Origin of the sequence: Chenggangzhangella methanolivorans (genome assembly GCF_042648545.1) — a bacterium.
Classification (GTDB): domain Bacteria; phylum Pseudomonadota; class Alphaproteobacteria; order Rhizobiales; family Methylopilaceae; genus Methylopila; species Methylopila methanolivorans.
This window is the reverse complement of the sequence record NZ_JBHRXS010000006.1, coordinates 72651-89156: the sequence shown is the minus strand read 5'-3', so window position 1 is coordinate 89156 and position 16506 is coordinate 72651. Positions and strand designations below refer to the sequence as shown.

Below are 16506 nucleotides of genomic sequence, written 5' to 3'. Positions count from 1 at the left end.
TCCGCCGAAACCGACGCATGGGGCGACAGATGACGAGCACGACGTTCCGACCGCGAGGCCTCGCTTTCGCGGTGGTCGCGCTGCTGCTCGCGCCTTTCGCCGCGCTCGCCGACGACGCCGCGGTCAAGGCCGCGTGCGACAAGGCCGCAAAGCTCGGGCTGCCGAAGCCCGGCTCCGCCGGACCGTCGCCGAAGGGATGCGACGCGCTCGACCTCTATGACGGCGTCGGCGCGGCCCCCGCCTACGGTCCGGCGCGCGCCTGCGCGCTGAACGCGACCGGCGAGCCCGACATCGCCTTCCCGCCGGCCGCGATCCTCTCGATGATCTACGCCAACGGCGACGGCGCGCCCCGCAACGACGACCTCGCGATCGCCTACGCCTGCGCGGCCGGCGGCGCGCCGGCCGAGATCTCCGGCCGCGTCGAGCATCTTCTGGAGCGCAAACGCCAGGGCGCCGCGGTCCCCGACCGGTTCGACTTCTGCGACGACATCACCTCGGGGATGATGATGGGCTTCTGCTCCTCGCGCGCCGCGAAGAAGGACGCGGTCGGCCGAGACGCGGAGCTGACGCGCCTCGCCGCCCGGCTGACGCCGCCGGCGAGCGCCGCCTACGCCAGACTGCGCAAGGCCTTCACGGCCTATCGCGACGCCGTCGGGGAGAACGAGGTGGACCTCTCGGGCACCGCCCGCGGCGCCATGGTGACGGGCGCGAAGGAGGACGAGGACGAGGCGTTTCTCGCGACGCTCCGCGCCGCGCTCGGGACCGGCCCGCTCGACGTCAAGACCGCGCTGTCGACCGCCGACGGCGCGCTCAACGCCGCCTACAGGACGGCGCAGGCCGAGCCGGACGAAAGCCGCTGGGGCACGGTGACCAAGGCCGGCATCAAGACCACGCAGCGCGCCTGGCTCGCCTATCGCGACGCCTTCACGGCGTTTGCGGCCGCCGCCGGCTCCAAGACGTCCTCGGACCGGCTTGCGGCCGCGCTCACGACCCGGCGCACCGAGAACCTCCGCTCGTTCGCGGAGAACTGACGCGGCCTCGCCGCAGCGTTGAGCGGCGATTGAAATCCATATATCCGATCGACTGACTTCTCTTTGATCGGAGCCGCTGATGTCCGCCGAACCCGTGCGCCGCAAGGTCACGCTCAACGCGCTGCGCCGGAAGAAGGCCGCGGGCGAGCGCATCACCTCGATCGGGGTCTACGACGCGCCGATGGCCGCGATCGCCGACCGCGTCGGCTTCGACCTGCTGGTGGTCGGCAACGCCGGGCCGATGTCGCTGCTCGCCCATCCCGATCCCACGACGGTGACGTTCGAGGAGCAGCTCTTCCTCACCCGGGCGGTGAGCCGCGTGGCGCGCTTCGGTCTCGTGGTCGGGCACCTGCCGTTCGGCAGCTACCACGCTTCGCCGGCTCAAGCTGTCGAAAGCGCCGTGCGCTTCGTGCGCGAGGGCGGGGCCAACGTGGTGAAATGCGAGGGCGACCGGCGCATCGCTCCGCATGTGGCCGCGATCGTGGCGGCGGGCGTGCCGGTCATGGGCCATGTCGGCATGCAGGCCTCGCGCCGAGTCGAGCAGAGCGGCTTCGGGATCAAGGGCCGCTCGGCCGAGGAGGCGGCCGCGATCCTCGACGGCGCCCGCGCCTTCGAGGAGGCCGGCTGCTTCGCCTTCATCGCCGAGCAGATTCCGACCGAGCTCGCGGCGCGCCTGACCGCCGAACTCTCCGCCCCCGTGGTCACGCTCGGCGGCGGCCGGGTCAATGACGGCGTCTATCACATCAGCGGCGACCTCGTGGGTTACTCCGCCTTCCCGATCCCGAAGAACCGCGGCGCCTACGCCAATGTCGGCGCGATCATCGAGGACGCGCTGACGCGCTATCGCGACGACTGCGTGGCCGGCGCCTATCCGGCGGCCGAGAGCGACGTCCATATGCCGCCCGAGGAGCTGGCGCGGTTCGAGCGTCTCGCGGGCGAGAAGAGAGCCGGGAACGAGCCGAGCGACCCTGCAACCTGATCGCGCCCACGCCCGCGCAGAACACGTATTGATTGTTATTTTAACATACCTCTATCTTCGGTTGCAGAAGGTTGGGGGATCGGCATGACCGGCAGGAGTCTCGCGTTCATCTGCATTCTCGCGCTCGGCGTCGCGCCGGCCGTGGTCATCGCCTCCCAATTCGCAGAAGTGCCCGGCGGGCATGCGCTCGGCCTTGGCGGCGCGGCCGCCAAGGCGATCTCCGCCGCCGCTCCCGCCATCGTCTCGGACGCCGCATTGGCCGGCGTATCGACCCCGGTCGCGCTTGCGGCGGCGCTCGCCTTTCTCGCGCCCTCCAAGGACAAGAAGACGCTGTTCAACGCCTCGATCGCGATCTGCCTCGTGGGATGGGCGTCCTATCTCTGGATGGACGCGGTGCTCTCGCAGGACGTCGCGCGCGACGCGCTGATCGCCGTGCTCGACCAGGGGGAAGCGGCCAAGACTCAGACCGCGGTCGCCCATGTCGCGAATTTCGCGGTCGCGGGCCGCATCGCCTATCTGGCGCTCGCCGCGGCCCTGCTCGGGATCAAGCTGCGGGACGGCGTCGCCGCGACCGCCGTCGCCGCCGCCCTTCTGCTCGGCGCGTCCGGCGGGGCGCAGGCGGGAACGCTGAAGATTTCCGGGGACTCATCGGCGTTCGAGTGGAAGGTCGGCACGCGCGAAGACCCTTTCGCCGATCCGGTGTGGCTCGCGGCGTCCGACGGCGTCTACGCCTTCGCCTACGACCGGTCCCTGTTCACGTCGGGCGCCTATGTCGAGCGGATCGTGGTGATAGGCTGGAGGCCGAAGGCGATCGACGTCCCGGCCTCGAACGTCGACGCCTTCAGCGTCGAGGTTCCGCTGGTGCTGCGCAAATGGCGCGCCGACGAGACCCGCAGCGTCGAGGCCAACCCCTTCACCGGCGTCGGCGAGGGCGCGTTGCGCGCCTATGAGCGGATGCGCGAGCCGATGCGGCGCTGGACGCGGTTCCTCGCCTCGCTTCAGCAAGCGGCGCACTACGCCACTCTGGTCTCGCCCGAAGCGCCGATGACGCGGCGCGCGCTGAACACGGCCGTCTCGGCGCTCACCGATCTCTCGAAATCCGGCTGGGTGCTGCCGCCGGAGGATCTGCGCGCGCGTCTCGCCGAGTCCTTCACGTTCAGCGACCCGAAGAAATACGCCGAGCTTTCGACCGCGCTCGACCATGTTGAGAGCGTGTTGTGGACGGACCTCAACTCGATCGAGACGTCTCTGACCGGCGAGAGCTGCCACGATGTCGAGAAGACGTTCGACTATCTCAACCTGAGAAGGAAGAGCAACGAACGCGCCTATGCGATCCAGGTCGGGGCCGCGAAAGACCTGATCGACATCAAGCGCGCGGCGGCGCTGAAGGCTTGCGCCGCCGCGGGCGGACCGCCCGTCTCAGCCGACGGCCAGTGACGCGCGGTCCGGTCTCCCATGAGCGCCGAACACTTCATCGCCCGCTGGTCCGGCCGCGAGGGCGGGGCGGAGCGGGCCAACTACCAGATGTTCCTGGCCGAGCTCTGCGACGTGCTGGGGGTCGCGCGGCCGGACGTGGCCGGGGCCTCGGCCGCGCGCAACGACTACGCGTTCGAGCGCGCCGTCCGCCCGCGCGAGACCGACGCGGGCGGGCCCAAGCGCATCGATCTCTACAAGCGCGGCTGCTTCATCCTCGAGGCCAAGCAGTCGCGGCTCAAGGGCGCGGGCAAGGCCCCGCCGGGCGCGCCGGCGCCGGGCGAGGCGGGCCCGCGTGGCGCGCGCCACTGGGACGCGATGATGGCCAACGCCCGCCGGCAGGCCGAGCACTACGTGTTCCTGCTCGACGCCGACCACCCGGCCCCGCCCTTCCTGATCCTGTGCGACGTCGGCCACTGCCTCGAGCTCTACGCCGACTTCACCGGCACGGGCCGCGCCTACCGCCATTTTCCGGACCGCCGCGGCTTTCGGGTCTATCTCGACGAGCTCGGCGACGCGCCGACCCGTGAAAACCTCGCGAGGATCTGGAACGACCCGCACTCGCTCGATCCGGCGCGCGAGGCCGCCAAGGTCACGCGCGCGATCGCGGCGCGGCTCGCGGAGGTCTCCAAGGCGCTCGAGGCCGACCACCCGGCCGAAGAGGTGGCGCATTTCCTCATGCGCTGCATCTTCACGATGTTCGCCGACGACGTCGGGCTGCTGCCGAAGGACAGCTTCAAGACGCTGCTGGAGGATTGCCTCGCGTCGCCGAAGAGCTTCGCGCCGCTCGTCGAGGAGCTCTGGCGCAAGATGGACGAGCCGGACGCGTCGAAGCGCTTCTCGACGTCGCTTCGCGCCCACGTCCCCTACTTCAACGGCAACTTCTTCCATGAGGCGCGGGTGTTCGCTCTCGGGGCGGCCGAGATCGCCGAGCTGATCGCCGCCGCCAGGGCCGACTGGCGCGAGGTCGATCCGGCGATCTTCGGGACGCTGCTCGAGCAGGCGCTCGACAAGGCCGAACGCCGCCGGCTTGGGGCGCATTACACGCCGCGCGCCTATGTGCAGCGCCTCGTCGAGGCGACCGTGATGGAGCCGCTGCGCGCCGACTGGCAGGCCGCGCTCACCCGCGCCGAGGCCGCGACCGAGGCCAGAAATCCCAAGCGCGCGGTGGCGGCCGTGCGGGCGTTCCACAAGACGCTCTGCGCGACGCGCGTGCTCGACCCGGCCTGCGGCACCGGCAATTTTCTCTACGTGGCGCTCGAACTGATGAAGGCGCTCGAGGGCGAGGTGCTGGAGACGCTTTCACGGCTCGGCGAGACCGAGACGCTCGGGCTCGAGCGCGAGACCGTCGACCCGCACCAGTTTCTGGGGCTCGAGCTCAATCCGCGCGCCGCCGCCATCGCCGAGCTCGTGGTCTGGATCGGCTATCTGCAGCAGCACTACCGGACCCGCACCGGCCATCCCGGCGAGCCGATCCTGAAGGCCTTCGCCAACGTGAATTTCGGGACCGGGCGCCCTTACGACGCGGTGCTGACCTGGGACGGATTTCCGAACCCGCGCGTGGAGCGGCGGGACGGGAAGAGCGTGGAGACTTTTCCGAACGCCCGGCGGCCGGACTGGCCGGACGCGGAGTTCATCGTGGGGAACCCGCCGTTTATCGGCGGCAAGGATCTGCGGTCCCGCATGCGGCCCGGCTACGCCGAAGCCCTCTGGCGCGCCCATCCCCAGATCAACGAGAGCGCCGACTTCGTGATGTATTGGTGGGATCGGGCCTCTGAGGAATTGGCGACCGAAGACTCGACGCTGCGCCGTGTGGGCTTGGTGACGACGAATTCGATCAGCCAGCTGTTTCAGCGCCGCGTCATGGAACGCTCGCTCGACGCCGTTCTGCAGGTTTCGCTCATCTTCGCCGTACCTGATCACCCATGGACGAAGGCGGCCGACGGTTCGGCGGCCGTGCGGATCGCCATGACCGTCGTCGAGGCTGGATCACGCGCCGGCGTTCTAGCCACTGTCATCGCCGAAACCGGCCTCGACACCGATGAACCCGTCATCGCGTTTGCGATCCGTGAGGGCCGGATAAACTCCGATCTCACGATCGGCGTCGATGTGACGAAGGCCGTCCCGCTGCGCGCCAACGACAGGATTTGTTCGCCGGGCGTGAAACTGCATGGATCAGGGTTCTTGGTGACTCGACAGGACGCGAAGCGCCTCGGCCTCGGCAGGACCGCCGGATTGACTGAGCACATCCGACCATTCCGCAACGGACGTGATCTCGCCCATTCTCCCCGTGACCTCTTCGCGATCGACCTCTTCGGCCTGGAAAGCGAAGACGTAAGACAGCGCTTTCCAGCCGTCTTTCAGCACCTTGTCGAAACCGTAAAGCCCGAGCGAGACGTCAATCGCCGCGATGTTTATCGCTTGAGATGGTGGCTGTTCGGAGAGCCGCGACGGGAGCTTCGCCCAGCGCTGGCCACGCTCAATCGGTACATCGTCACGATCGAGACGTCGAAACACCGAAGCTTCCAGTTTCTCCCCGAGGACGTGCTGGCGGACAACATGCTTGTGGTGATCGCCTCCGCCGACGCCTTCCACCTCGCCGTCCTTTCGTCGCGCCCGCATCTCGTCTGGGCGCTGGCGGCGGGCGGGTGGCTCGGGGTCGGCAACGATCCGCGCTACTCCAAATCCCGCTGCTTCGATCCGTTCCCCTTCCCCGAACCCTCGCCTGCCCTGCGCGCGAAGATCGCCTCGCTCGGCGAGGAGCTCGACGCGCTGCGCAAGGCGGTGATGGAGGAGCATCCGGACCTCACCGTCACCGGCCTCTACAACGTCCTCGAAAAGCTGCGCGCCGGCGCCGAGCTTTCGGATAAGGACGAAGACGCCAAGCGCCGCGGGCTCGTGCTCGTCATCAAGGAGCTGCATGAGGAGATCGACCGGACGACGCTCGACGCCTATGGCTGGCCGAGAAGCCTCGGCGACGAGGCGATCCTCGAGCGGCTGGTCGCGCTCAACGCCGAGCGGGCGCGCGAGGAGCAGTCGGGCGAGGTGCGCTGGCTGCGGCCGGAGTTCCAGGCGCCGCGCTTCGGCGGGGAGGCTGCGAGGCGCGCGCCCCCGCGGACGCCGGCGCAGGCGCCGGCCGCGGAGGTTCCGGCCGCGGCGCGCCCCGTCTTCCCGCGCGACCCTTACGAGCATCCGCTCGCGGTGGAAGCCGCGCTGGCTGCGGCGGGACGGCCGCTCGCGCCCGACGACCTCGCGCGCGCCTTCGAAGGCCGGGCGAAGGGCCGGCGCGACAGCGTCGGGCAGGCGCTCTCGACGCTTGCGCTTTACGGCCGGGTCGCGGCGCTCGCCGACGGCCGCTTCGCGGCGCTGAGGGTCCAATGACGCCGCGCGCGCCGAACGTCTTCCTGAACCGCCCTTCCCCGCCCCTCGCGCCCGGATCGAAACCATGACGCGCCGCCCGATCGCCGCATGTCTCGCCGCCGCCTCTGCGCTCTGCGCCGCGACTGCGCTCGCCAGAGCCGAACCGCTGACGCCGCTGAACGAGCGGCCTCAGGCGCTCGAAGGCTCGTTCTTCTCCGGCGACAAGCAGAAGAAGCTGCGCCGTTCGGCGAGCGGGATCGCCTGCGCGGACGCACGAAGTTGCGTCGTCGTCTTCGACGAGGGGATCGAGGCGCGGCGGGCGGAGCTTTCGCCGAAAACATATGCGGCCGGCGCTCCGGTCGCGCTTGTTCCGGACGGCGAGGAGGCGGACGCGGAGGGCGCGGCCTTCGCCGACCGCCGCTTCTACGTGACCGGCTCGCACGCCGTGAAGCGCGATCCGATCCACAAATGCGCCGGGAACCCGACCGCCCGCTTCGTGGCGCGGATCGAGCCGGACGGGCGGGCGACGCCGGGCGTCATTCAGCCGGCGATCGACGCTGCGCCGGAGCTCAGGGCGGCCGACAGGCAGTGCCTGACCGACGGCATGGGGCTCGACATCGAGGGGCTGGCGGCCTCGGGCGGCCATTTGTGGTTCGGCTTCCGCGGGCCGAAGGCGCCGGACGGGGCCTATGTGCTGCGGGTCGACGCCGACGCCGTCTTTTCTCAGGGCGACCAGAAGCCCGCGCTGCTCACCGCCCATGTCGGCGCCGGCCGCACGATCCGGGACATGCAGGCCGTCGGCGATCGGCTGCTGCTGCTCGCCGGCCCTCCCCGGGGCGTCGACGATCCCGTCGGCTACGCGCTCGTGCTGTTCGATCCGGCGACGCCGGGCGAGACGGGATCGCGCACGCTCGGGACGCTCGACTTCTCAGGCGTGAAGCGCCGCAAGCTCGAGGGCTGCAACGACGAGAAGAGCCTCGCCGACGTGAAGCCCGAAGGCCTCATGGTCGAGGACGTCGACGCCAATCCCTGGAGGGTCGCGATCCTGTCCGACGGCCTGTGCGACGGCGGCCCGCTCTGGTTCGAGGTCGCGCGCTGAGCAGGCTCCGCGCGCCTATTTCGAGCAGGCGCCGTTCACCGGCGGCTTGCCGTCGTCGCAGCGGCCGATCATGCCCGTGCCTTCGGGCGAGGTTCCTTCGAGCCGCTGCTCCTTGGTGACGTCGGGCGGCGTCGTGGCGGGCTTGTCGCCCGGGCCCTTGGACGTTCCCATCTCGGTGTTGTCCTGCCCCATGCCGCTGCCGTCGCCGCGGCCCGGGGCTCCGGTTCCGCGGTCGCCTTCGGCGGCGGCCGCAAGGCCGAGCGTCGCGGCGAGCGCAAGCGCTCCAAGCGTCGGAGCGGCGATCCTTCTGGCGATGGTCATCGGGCGCCTCCCAGCGTCGTGTCTGTGAGATCCGAACACGCGCGGCCCGCGCATCGTTCCCCGCGCGACCGCGACGCGGCCTCTGCTATAAGGGCGGCGGGAGCCCCGACGGCGGGCTCGCGGGGGCCCGAAACACCATGATCCGCAGCCTTTTCGCGGCCGTCGCCGCGACGGCGATCTTCGCTTCGTCGGCGTCGGCCGAGACCGACGCCATTTCCTGCGCCGGGCCCGTGAAGGCCTACAGCACGCCGGCCTCGCTCATGAAGGAGCTCGGCAAGGGCGTCGCCGCGACCGCGCAGGTCGACGGCTCCGAGGGCGAGACGATGGAGGCCGTGGTCATCCGCGCGAGCGACCCTGCGCGCCGGATCGAGGTGGTATGGAGCGCCGACGACCAAAAGTCCGGCGCGCAGGCGATCGTGCGCGGCGACAGCCGCGTCTCGGTCGCGGGGCTCTCGCTCGGACAGGACCTCGCCGCGGCTGAGGCGGCGAACGGCAAGGCGTTTTCGCTGTCGGGCTTCGGCTGGGACATGGGCGGCAACGTCACCGACTGGAAGGGCGGACGGCTCGCCAAGCTTGCGGGCGGATGCTTCCTCTCGGTCCAGTTCGGCTACGCCGAGGACGCGCCCGAAAAGGCGATCGACAGAGTGAGCGGCGACAGGACGTTCTCCTCCGCCGACACGGCGATGCGGGCGGTGCGGCCTGTCATCCAGTCGCTCACCCTCGGCTGGCCGGCCAAGGAGTGAGGTCGATCGCATGATCCGCGTCACCGACACGCTCTCGATCGACGAGGAGGAGCTGGAATTCACCTTCGTGCGCGCCTCCGGCCCGGGCGGGCAGAACGTCAACAAGGTGTCGACCGCGGCGCAGCTGCGCTTCGACGCGCGTCGTTCGCCCTCGCTGCCCAACGACGTCGCCATCCGCCTGATGCGGCTTGCGGGATCGAAGCTCACCAAGGACGGCGTGATCGTGATCACCGCCCAGTCGCGGCGCACGCAGGGCGACAACCGCGACGAGGCGCTGGAGCGGCTGGTCGAGATGGTCGCGGAAGCCGCCCAGAAGCCGAAGCCTCGGGTGGCGACGCGCGTCTCCAAGGGCCAGAAGGCCAAGCGCGTCGACGCCAAGACCAAGCGCGGGACGATCAAGTCGCTTCGAAAAACGATCGTGCGCGATTGAACCTTCGGCGACCTTGCGGCGTTACTGACACACCAGCCATGCGATCCGGCGAAATCCCGCTGAATCCCGTTGCATTTTCAGGCCGCTGGGACTATCTCACCGATCATCCGAAACAATCAAAGGCCCGCATTCTTCATATGATGAAGGAAGACACCTTCCGTACCCGCCAGGACAACGCCCGCGACGCCAAGCAGAAGCTGCTGGAGCGCTTCCGTACGATCGCCAACGATCCCGGACTGGAGCAGCGTCGCGCCGAGCGCGCCGCGGTGACGGCGGCCCGCGAGGAGCGCGCCGCGGCCAAGGCCGCCGAGCAGCGTCGCATCGCCGAGGCGAAGGCCGCCGAGGAGGCGCGCATCGCCGCCGAGAAGGCCGCGGAGGAGAAGCGCATCGCCGACGAGAAGGCGGCCGAAGAGGCCCGTCTCGAGGCCGAGCGTCTCGCCGCCCGCCCGAAGATCATCGCGGCTTCGAAATACGCCCTCGCGGCGAGCGCCATCGCCGGCATGAACATGCCGCGCGACCGCAACCAGCAGCGCAAAGCCTCCTAAGGCTCTTTCGCTTCTCTCGAGAATTTGAAAAGCCCGTCGGCGGATTTCGCCGGCGGGCTTTTCGTGTTTTCGCTCTGCCGTCATCCCCTGGCTTGTCCGGGGGACCCACGGTTGATCATCGAGCGCCGCTCGGCGGAGCCGTGGACGCCCCGGACAAGCCGGGGCGTCACGAAGCGCCTTGTTAGGCCGCCTTGCGGTTCACGCCGCCTTCGGCGAGGCCGTTGAGCTTGCTGTCAGCGGCCTTCTCCTCCTTCAGCGTCTTCTCCAGCACCGCGGCGCAATCGGCGCGGCCGAGCTGCTTGGCCCATGCGATCAGCGTGCCGTAGCGCGTCATCTCGTAGTGCTCGACGGCCTGCGCCGAGGCGATGAGGGCTGCGTCCAGAACCTGCTTGTCGTCGATGTCGCCCGCGACCTCGTTGGCTTCCTGGATGATGCCGTTGATCGCCGGGCACTTGGCTGACTTCTTCTCCGCGCCGTGCATCTCGAACACCTGCTCGACCCGGCGCACATGCTCCTCGGTCTCCTTGAGGTGATGCTGGAACGCGCTCTTGAGCTCGGGCGCGGTCGCCTTCTCGATCATCTTCGGGAGCGCCGAGAGAATCTGCTGTTCGGCGTAGTAGACGTCCTGCAGCTGATGCACGAAAAGATCGTCGAACGTCTTGATGTCTTTGGTGAAAAGACCCATGGCGTAAAGCCTCCTGATGTGTGGCGAGGCCGTCGTCGATGCGCGGCCCCTTGCTGAATCCAACAGAACCGGCGCCGCTTCGTTCCGCGTCCGCGGGCGATTTTCGGCGTCGCCTGCGCCCCATCGCCGACGCAATGTTCAGGGATCACCGCAGGCGGGCGCGTCGAGCCGCGGGCGCCCCGTCTGGACCCGACGACGCGGCGAGGATCGCGACCCAATGAAGCTCTTCGCCGCCGCCCTTCTCGCCGCCGCCGCGCTCGCCTCTCCGGCTCTCGCCGAGCCGCAGCCCAAGCCCCGGAGCGTCACGGCCACCGGAGAAGGATCGATCTCGGCCGCGCCGGACCTCGCGATCGTCTCGTCGGGCGTCGTGACGTCCGCGCCGGGCGCGGCGGACGCGCTCAAGGCCAACGCCGAGGCGATGACCAAGGTGTTCGCCGCCGCCAAGAAGGCCGGGATCGAGGACCGTGACGTCGCGACCTCCGGACTCTCGGTGCAGCCGCAATACGATTATGGCGACGGCCAGCGGCCGCGCGCGCCCAAGCTCACCGGCTACGAGGCGCGCAACATGGTGACGATCCGCGTGCGCCAGATCGACAAGGCGGGCGGCCTCGTCGACGCGCTGGTGGCCGCGGGTTCGAACCAGATCGAGGGCTTCAGCTTCGAAATCTCGGACCGCGACGAGAAGCTCGACGCCGCGCGCGGCGAGGCGGTCAAGGACGCGCGGCGCAAGGCCGAGCTTTATGCGGCGGCCGCCGGCGCGAAGCTCGGCCAGGCGCTCTCGATCGAGGAGGCCGGCGACGTCGGCGAGCCGGCGCGCCCCTTCGCGATGCGCGCCAAGGCCATGGACGCCGCTCCGACCCCGATCGCCAAGGGCGAGCAGGAGCTGACCGCCCGCGTCACGGTGCGCTGGAAGCTTGAGGACTGAGGCGCGCGAGTTCGGCCGCGCGCAATTTTCCGGTCATTACGCGTTAAGCCTGTGGTGAAATACTCGCGCCCGGAGAAGGAGCACGTCAGGCGGCTCCCGGGAAACGAGCGAGACACCACCCATGACTTTCGGATTCGGGCGCGCAGCGACGTCGGTCGTCAAAGCGGCTGAGGCGGGCCCGGCCGCGGAGGCCGTGGCGCTCGACCAGATGCGTCTCGTCGCGGCGCTCGACGCCATGAAGCGCGGCGCGGAGCCGGCCGAATGGCCGGAGGGCGACGCGGGCGCGGCGCTGAGGGCCTTCGCCGACGCGGTCTCCCGGCGCGGCCGCGACGATCTCGGCGCGCTCGTCTCCTTCGCGCGCGACGCCTCGGCGACCGGGCTCGGCGTCGGCTGGGTGACCCACGACGTGCGCCAGGTCGCCGAAAGCACCTCGACCATCGCCGGCGCGGTGGAGGAGCTCGCGAACTCGATCTCGGAGCTGTTCTCGATGAGCAGCTCCGGCGCGGCCGACGCCACCTCCGCCCGCGAGGAGACGGGCCTCTGCCTTCAGGAAATGGGCGCGGCCTCCTCGTCGATGGACGCGATCCGCGACCGGGTCGGCGCGATCGCGGCGCGCATCGGCGTGCTCGAGGACGCGGTGCGCCAGATCGCCGACATGGCGGGCGCGATCGAGGCGATCTCCAGCCAGACCAATCTTCTGGCGCTCAACGCCACGATCGAGGCCGCGCGCGCCGGCGACGCCGGCCGGGGATTTGCGGTGGTGGCCAACGAGGTGAAGTCGCTGTCGGGCCAGACCGCCAAGGCCACCGAACAGATCCGCGCCCGCATCGCGACGCTGATGGAGGAGACCGACGCCATCAAGCGCGCGACCGGCGAGAGCGCGAGCGCCGTCGCCGACGGCGAGGCGACCATCCGCGCGACCGGCGACAAGGTGGAGGCGGTCGGCCGCCACGTCTCGCTGATCACGTCGAACATGCATGCGCTGTCGGACGTGCTCGGCCAGCAGCGCGCGGCCACCAATGAGATCTCTGAGAATGTCGGGCGCATCGCCTCGACCGCGTCCAAGACCCGCGGCGAGATCGACGCCGTACTCGGCAAGCTCGTGGCCGCGGAAGAGACCGCGATCGCCGGCGTCGACGGCGCCGCCGGCCGCGGCCTTCGGGGCTTCGAATGCCTGCGCTTCGCCGCCGAAGCCGGCCAGCTTCACCGCCGCCTCGGCGCGATCCTCATCGGCGCGGGGTCGGCCGAGCTCGACGCCGGCGTCTTCGGGGCGCGCCTCGACGCGCTGCCGGCGGACGAGCGGCCCGAGGACGCGATCCGCGCCCGCGACGTCGTGCGCCGCGAGGCGGCGGCGATGCTCGCTCATGTGCGCGCGCAGGACTGGAGCGCCGCCTCGGACTGCTTCACCCGCGCCGAGGCCGCGCTCGAGGAGGCCGTGAAGGCGGCCGAGCGCGCCGCCCGCCGCTAGAGGCGCGGCGCGCTCGACGGCGTCACTTCTCGAACGCGCCCACCACCGTGACCGTGACCTCGTCGGAGACGACGGGGACGAAGGCGCTGAGGCCGAACTCGCTGCGCTTCAGCTTGGTGGAGCCCGAGAAGCCGACCGTCTCGGCCTTGCTCATCGGATTGATCCCGGCGCCGTGAAACGCGACCGCGAGCGTGACCGGCCGCGTCACGCCATGGACCGTGAGGTCGCCCGTGACCTTGGCCTTCTGGCCCGAGACCTCGACCGAGGTCGAGCGGAAGGTCGCGGTCGGGAATTTCTGGGCGTCGAGCAGCTCGGCGCTCTTCAGATGCGCGTCGAACTTCTCCGACGTGACCGCCAGGCCGGAGATCGGGAATTCGATCTCGAGCTTGGCGTCTGCCGGGTTCTTCGGATCGAGGCTCAGCTGGCCCTTGGGCTGGCCGAACATGCCGAACAGGGTCGAGAAGCCCATATGGTCCACCGACCAGGCGACCTGGGTGTGGTTCGGATCGACCTTGTAGGTCCCGCCCGAGACGAGCGCGACGTCGGCCTTGCCGGGCATTTCCTGCGCGAGCGCGGGCGCGGCCGAAAGCGCAAGCGATGCGGCCAAGAGTGCGGACGAGAACAGCTTCATGTGGGGGCTTCCTTCTGGAGATCGCCGCCCTTCTGATCGATCGGCCCGGCAAGATGAAGGCGCAGGATTTCACGCCTTCGTTTGCGCCGGCGCCGCGAAACGACGTCAGCGCGCCTCGCGGCTGTGGCGGACGCGCAGGATCACGACGGTCTCGCGCTCGCGATCGACGCGATAGGCGCCGCGGCCGAAGGGAACGGTAAGGCGGCGGGAGGCGCGCCCGTGAATCGTCGGAGCGAGCGCGGGGAACGCCAGCAGATCGTTCGCGGCGGCCCGGATCCGGCGCAGGGCCTCGACGGACGCGCGTGGATCCTCCTGCGCCAGAAACACCTCGAGCCGGTCCAGATCCAGCTCCGCGACCTTGAGCATTCGCAGCTTCAACCGCGCGACGCCCCCGACGTCTGGCGGAGACGAGCCTCTGCTCGATCGATCAGGCGGTCAAAGACCTCCTCCGCCGAAACGTCGTCTCGGTCGCGCTCCCAGTCGGCGACGCGCTCGTCGAGTTCGGCCAGTTCTTCCCGCGACAGCGCGACGGTTCCGGCGTCAACCGCAGAAACGTCCGACAGGAACTCAGCGAGCGTGACCCCGCGCTCGGCCGCGCGCTGCTCCAGCGCGACGGCCACGTCTTCGTCCACTTCGATGGAGCGTCGGCGGCCTTCCATCGGGTCAGCCTAGCCGAGCTTCAGTTGTCGAGGAAGCTCCTGAGCTTCCGCGAGCGGCTCGGGTGCTTGAGCTTGCGCAGCGCCTTCGCCTCGATCTGGCGGATGCGCTCGCGGGTCACCGAGAACTGCTGGCCGACCTCTTCGAGCGTGTGGTCGGTGTTCATGCCGATGCCGAAGCGCATGCGCAGCACGCGCTCCTCGCGCGGGGTGAGCGAGGCAAGCACCCGCGTCGTGGTCTCGCGCAGGTTCGACTGGATCGCGGCGTCGATCGGCAGGATCGCGTTCTTGTCCTCGATGAAGTCGCCGAGGTGAGAATCCTCCTCGTCGCCGATCGGGGTCTCAAGCGAGATCGGCTCCTTGGCGATCTTGAGGACCTTGCGGACCTTCTCGAGCGGCATCGCGAGCTTTTCGGCGAGCTCTTCGGGCGTCGGCTCGCGGCCGATCTCGTGCAGCATCTGCCGGCTGGTGCGGACGATCTTGTTGATCGTCTCGATCATGTGCACCGGGATGCGGATCGTACGCGCCTGGTCGGCGATCGAGCGGGTGATCGCCTGCCGGATCCACCAGGTGGCGTAGGTCGAGAACTTGTAGCCGCGGCGGTACTCGAACTTGTCGACCGCCTTCATCAGGCCGATGTTGCCCTCCTGGATCAGGTCCAGGAACTGCAGGCCGCGGTTGGTGTACTTCTTGGCGATCGAGATCACGAGGCGAAGGTTGGCCTCGACCATCTCCTTCTTGGCTTGCCGGGCTTCGCGCTCGCCCTTCTGCACCATCTGGACGATGCGGCGGAACTCCTGGATCTCCAGGCCCGTCTCGGTCGCGAGATTGTGGATGTCGCCGCGGATGTCCTTGATCAGGTCCTTCTCGGAGCCGACGAAACCCTTCCAGCCCTTGGTGCCGAGGCCCGCCACGCGGCGGATCCAGTTCGGATCGAGCTCGTAGCCCTGGTACTGCTTCAGGAAGTCGACGCGATCGACGCCGTAAGAGTCGGCGAGCCGCAGCAGCCGGCCCTCGAGCGCGACGAGCCGCTTGTTGATGTCGTAGAGCTGCTCCACCAGCGCGTCGATGCGGTTCTGGTTGAGCGACAGCGACTTCACGTTGACGACGATGTCGTCCTTGAGCTTCTTGTACTTGCGGTCCTGGGCCGGCGAGAGCGTCTTGTTCTGGAGACGGTTCTCGACGTTCTGGTCCTGCAGGCGGCGAAGCTTCTTGTAGTCGTCGGCGATGGCGTCGAAGGTCTCGAGCACCTTCGGCTTCAGCTCGGTCTCCATGGCGGAGAGCGAGACGTTGTTCTCCATGTCGTCGTCGTCGAGATCGCCCTCGGGCGCGTTCTCGCTCTCCGACTCGCCCTCCTCGCCGCCTTCGGACTCCTCGCCCTCGGCGGCGGGCTGGCCGGCGTTGTTCTTCGCGTCAGGGCCGGCGTAGGTCGCCTCGAGGTCGATGATCTCGCGCAGCAGGATCTTGGCGTCGTTCAGTTCGTCGCGCCAGATGATGATGGCCTGGAAGGTCAGCGGGCTTTCGCAGAGGCCCGCGATCATCGCCTCGCGGCCGGCCTCGATGCGCTTGGCGATCGCAATCTCGCCCTCGCGCGAGAGCAGCTCGACCGAGCCCATCTCGCGCAGATACATGCGCACCGGATCGTCGGTGCGGTCGGTCGGCTCGGACTTCTGCGTGACCGTGACGGCCTGCTGGCGCGGAGCCTCGACGATTTCGCCGCCGCTCTCCTCGGCGTCGTCGTCGCCCTCCTCGCGCTCCTTGTCCTCGGCGTCCTCGGACTCGATCACGTTGATGCCCATCTCGTTGAGCATCGACATGATGTCTTCGATCTGGTCCGCCGTGTTCTGGTCGGAGGGAAGAACCTCGTTCAGCTCGTCGTTGGTGACATAGCCGCGCTTCTTCGCGGCCTTGATCATCCGGCGGACGGCCTGGTCGTTCATGTCGAGCAGAGGACCGGCCTCGGTCTCCGGGGCTCCGGTCTCGGCCTCGTCCTTCGCTTGCAGCTTCGTCGCCATTCGTTATCGTCTCCGGGCCGGAGCGCGCGTCCGACCCCCGTGCCTAAATCACACCATGCGGGCGGATCGCCGCTCGTCCGGCGCCGCCCCATCCAATCCAGTCAGCTACCGCGGATTCGCGTTACGCCCGCGTTAACCATGCGGC

The 16506-nt window shown here is 69.4% G+C and carries 16 protein-coding genes; 10 read left to right on the top strand and 6 right to left on the bottom strand.

Translation table 11 applies throughout. From position 1 onward, the window contains the following. Positions 1 to 29 precede the first annotated feature (29 nt). The 5 genes from ACFOWB_RS11650 to ACFOWB_RS11630 all read left to right on the top strand — a co-directional run bounded on the left by ACFOWB_RS11650 (position 30) and on the right by ACFOWB_RS11630 (position 7942). The gene (locus ACFOWB_RS11650; RefSeq protein WP_378147417.1) at positions 30 to 1031 is read left to right on the top strand and encodes a lysozyme inhibitor LprI family protein; all 1002 of its coding nucleotides are present in this window, start codon (positions 30 to 32) and stop codon (positions 1029 to 1031) included. Between the two features lie 79 nt (positions 1032 to 1110). Continuing rightward, positions 1111 to 2010 carry a 3-methyl-2-oxobutanoate hydroxymethyltransferase gene (locus tag ACFOWB_RS11645; RefSeq protein WP_378147415.1) on the top strand — a complete coding sequence of 300 codons (900 nt, stop codon included), beginning with the start codon at positions 1111 to 1113 and terminating at the stop codon, positions 2008 to 2010. A gap of 84 nt (positions 2011 to 2094) precedes the next feature. Beyond that, complete coding sequence (locus ACFOWB_RS11640) at positions 2095 to 3447, top strand: hypothetical protein (protein WP_378147413.1); 1353 nt, start codon at positions 2095 to 2097, stop codon at positions 3445 to 3447. 18 nt (positions 3448 to 3465) lie between these two features. After that, a complete protein-coding gene (locus ACFOWB_RS11635; RefSeq protein ID WP_378147411.1) occupies positions 3466 to 6864 on the top strand; it encodes a class I SAM-dependent DNA methyltransferase in 3399 nt (1132 codons plus the stop codon). 64 nt (positions 6865 to 6928) lie between these two features. Continuing rightward, on the top strand, positions 6929 to 7942 hold the full coding sequence (locus tag ACFOWB_RS11630) for a DUF3616 domain-containing protein (RefSeq protein ID WP_261402410.1): 1014 nt from the start codon (positions 6929 to 6931) through the stop codon (positions 7940 to 7942). Between the two features lie 15 nt (positions 7943 to 7957). Here ACFOWB_RS11630 and ACFOWB_RS11625 read toward each other — a convergent pair whose 3' ends face one another. Continuing rightward, positions 7958 to 8263, bottom strand: a complete 306-nt coding sequence (locus tag ACFOWB_RS11625; protein WP_261402409.1) for a hypothetical protein — start codon at positions 8261 to 8263, stop codon at positions 7958 to 7960. A gap of 137 nt (positions 8264 to 8400) precedes the next feature. Here ACFOWB_RS11625 and ACFOWB_RS11620 point away from each other — a divergent pair, with 137 nt between their 5' ends. The 3 genes from ACFOWB_RS11620 to ACFOWB_RS11610 all read left to right on the top strand — a co-directional run bounded on the left by ACFOWB_RS11620 (position 8401) and on the right by ACFOWB_RS11610 (position 9981). Further along, positions 8401 to 9006, top strand: coding sequence for a hypothetical protein (locus ACFOWB_RS11620; protein WP_261402408.1), 606 nt, complete (start codon positions 8401 to 8403; stop codon positions 9004 to 9006). A gap of 10 nt (positions 9007 to 9016) precedes the next feature. After that, complete coding sequence (gene arfB / locus ACFOWB_RS11615; RefSeq protein WP_378147408.1) at positions 9017 to 9436, top strand: alternative ribosome rescue aminoacyl-tRNA hydrolase ArfB; 420 nt, start codon at positions 9017 to 9019, stop codon at positions 9434 to 9436. 137 nt (positions 9437 to 9573) lie between these two features. After that, the gene (locus ACFOWB_RS11610; protein ID WP_378147406.1) at positions 9574 to 9981 is read left to right on the top strand and encodes a DUF6481 family protein; all 408 of its coding nucleotides are present in this window, start codon (positions 9574 to 9576) and stop codon (positions 9979 to 9981) included. Between the two features lie 181 nt (positions 9982 to 10162). Here the strand turns inward: ACFOWB_RS11610 and ACFOWB_RS11605 are convergent, their stop codons facing one another. After that, positions 10163 to 10666: a YciE/YciF ferroxidase family protein gene (locus tag ACFOWB_RS11605; protein WP_261402406.1), complete on the bottom strand. Its 504-nt coding sequence runs from the start codon at positions 10664 to 10666 to the stop codon at positions 10163 to 10165. Positions 10667 to 10883: 217 nt separating this feature from the next. On the opposite strand from ACFOWB_RS11605, the gene ACFOWB_RS11600 reads away from it, so the two are divergent. Then, on the top strand, positions 10884 to 11591 hold the full coding sequence (locus ACFOWB_RS11600; RefSeq protein WP_261402405.1) for an SIMPL domain-containing protein: 708 nt from the start codon (positions 10884 to 10886) through the stop codon (positions 11589 to 11591). Between the two features lie 121 nt (positions 11592 to 11712). Next, positions 11713 to 13059 (top strand): methyl-accepting chemotaxis protein, encoded by a 1347-nt coding sequence (locus ACFOWB_RS11595; protein ID WP_261402404.1) that lies wholly within the window; start codon positions 11713 to 11715, stop codon positions 13057 to 13059. Between the two features lie 22 nt (positions 13060 to 13081). Here the strand turns inward: ACFOWB_RS11595 and ACFOWB_RS11590 are convergent, their stop codons facing one another. From ACFOWB_RS11590 to rpoD, 4 genes are all read right to left on the bottom strand, one after another. Further along, positions 13082 to 13690, bottom strand: coding sequence for a YceI family protein (locus ACFOWB_RS11590; protein WP_261402403.1), 609 nt, complete (start codon positions 13688 to 13690; stop codon positions 13082 to 13084). 105 nt (positions 13691 to 13795) lie between these two features. Continuing rightward, the gene (locus ACFOWB_RS11585) at positions 13796 to 14056 is read right to left on the bottom strand and encodes a type II toxin-antitoxin system RelE/ParE family toxin (protein WP_261402402.1); all 261 of its coding nucleotides are present in this window, start codon (positions 14054 to 14056) and stop codon (positions 13796 to 13798) included. Between the two features lie 8 nt (positions 14057 to 14064). Further along, entirely contained in the window at positions 14065 to 14349 is a 285-nt protein-coding gene (locus tag ACFOWB_RS11580) for a hypothetical protein (protein WP_378147402.1), read from the bottom strand. Between the two features lie 20 nt (positions 14350 to 14369). Beyond that, a complete protein-coding gene (rpoD, locus tag ACFOWB_RS11575; protein WP_261402400.1) occupies positions 14370 to 16361 on the bottom strand; it encodes an RNA polymerase sigma factor RpoD in 1992 nt (663 codons plus the stop codon). Positions 16362 to 16506: the final 145 nt, after the last annotated feature.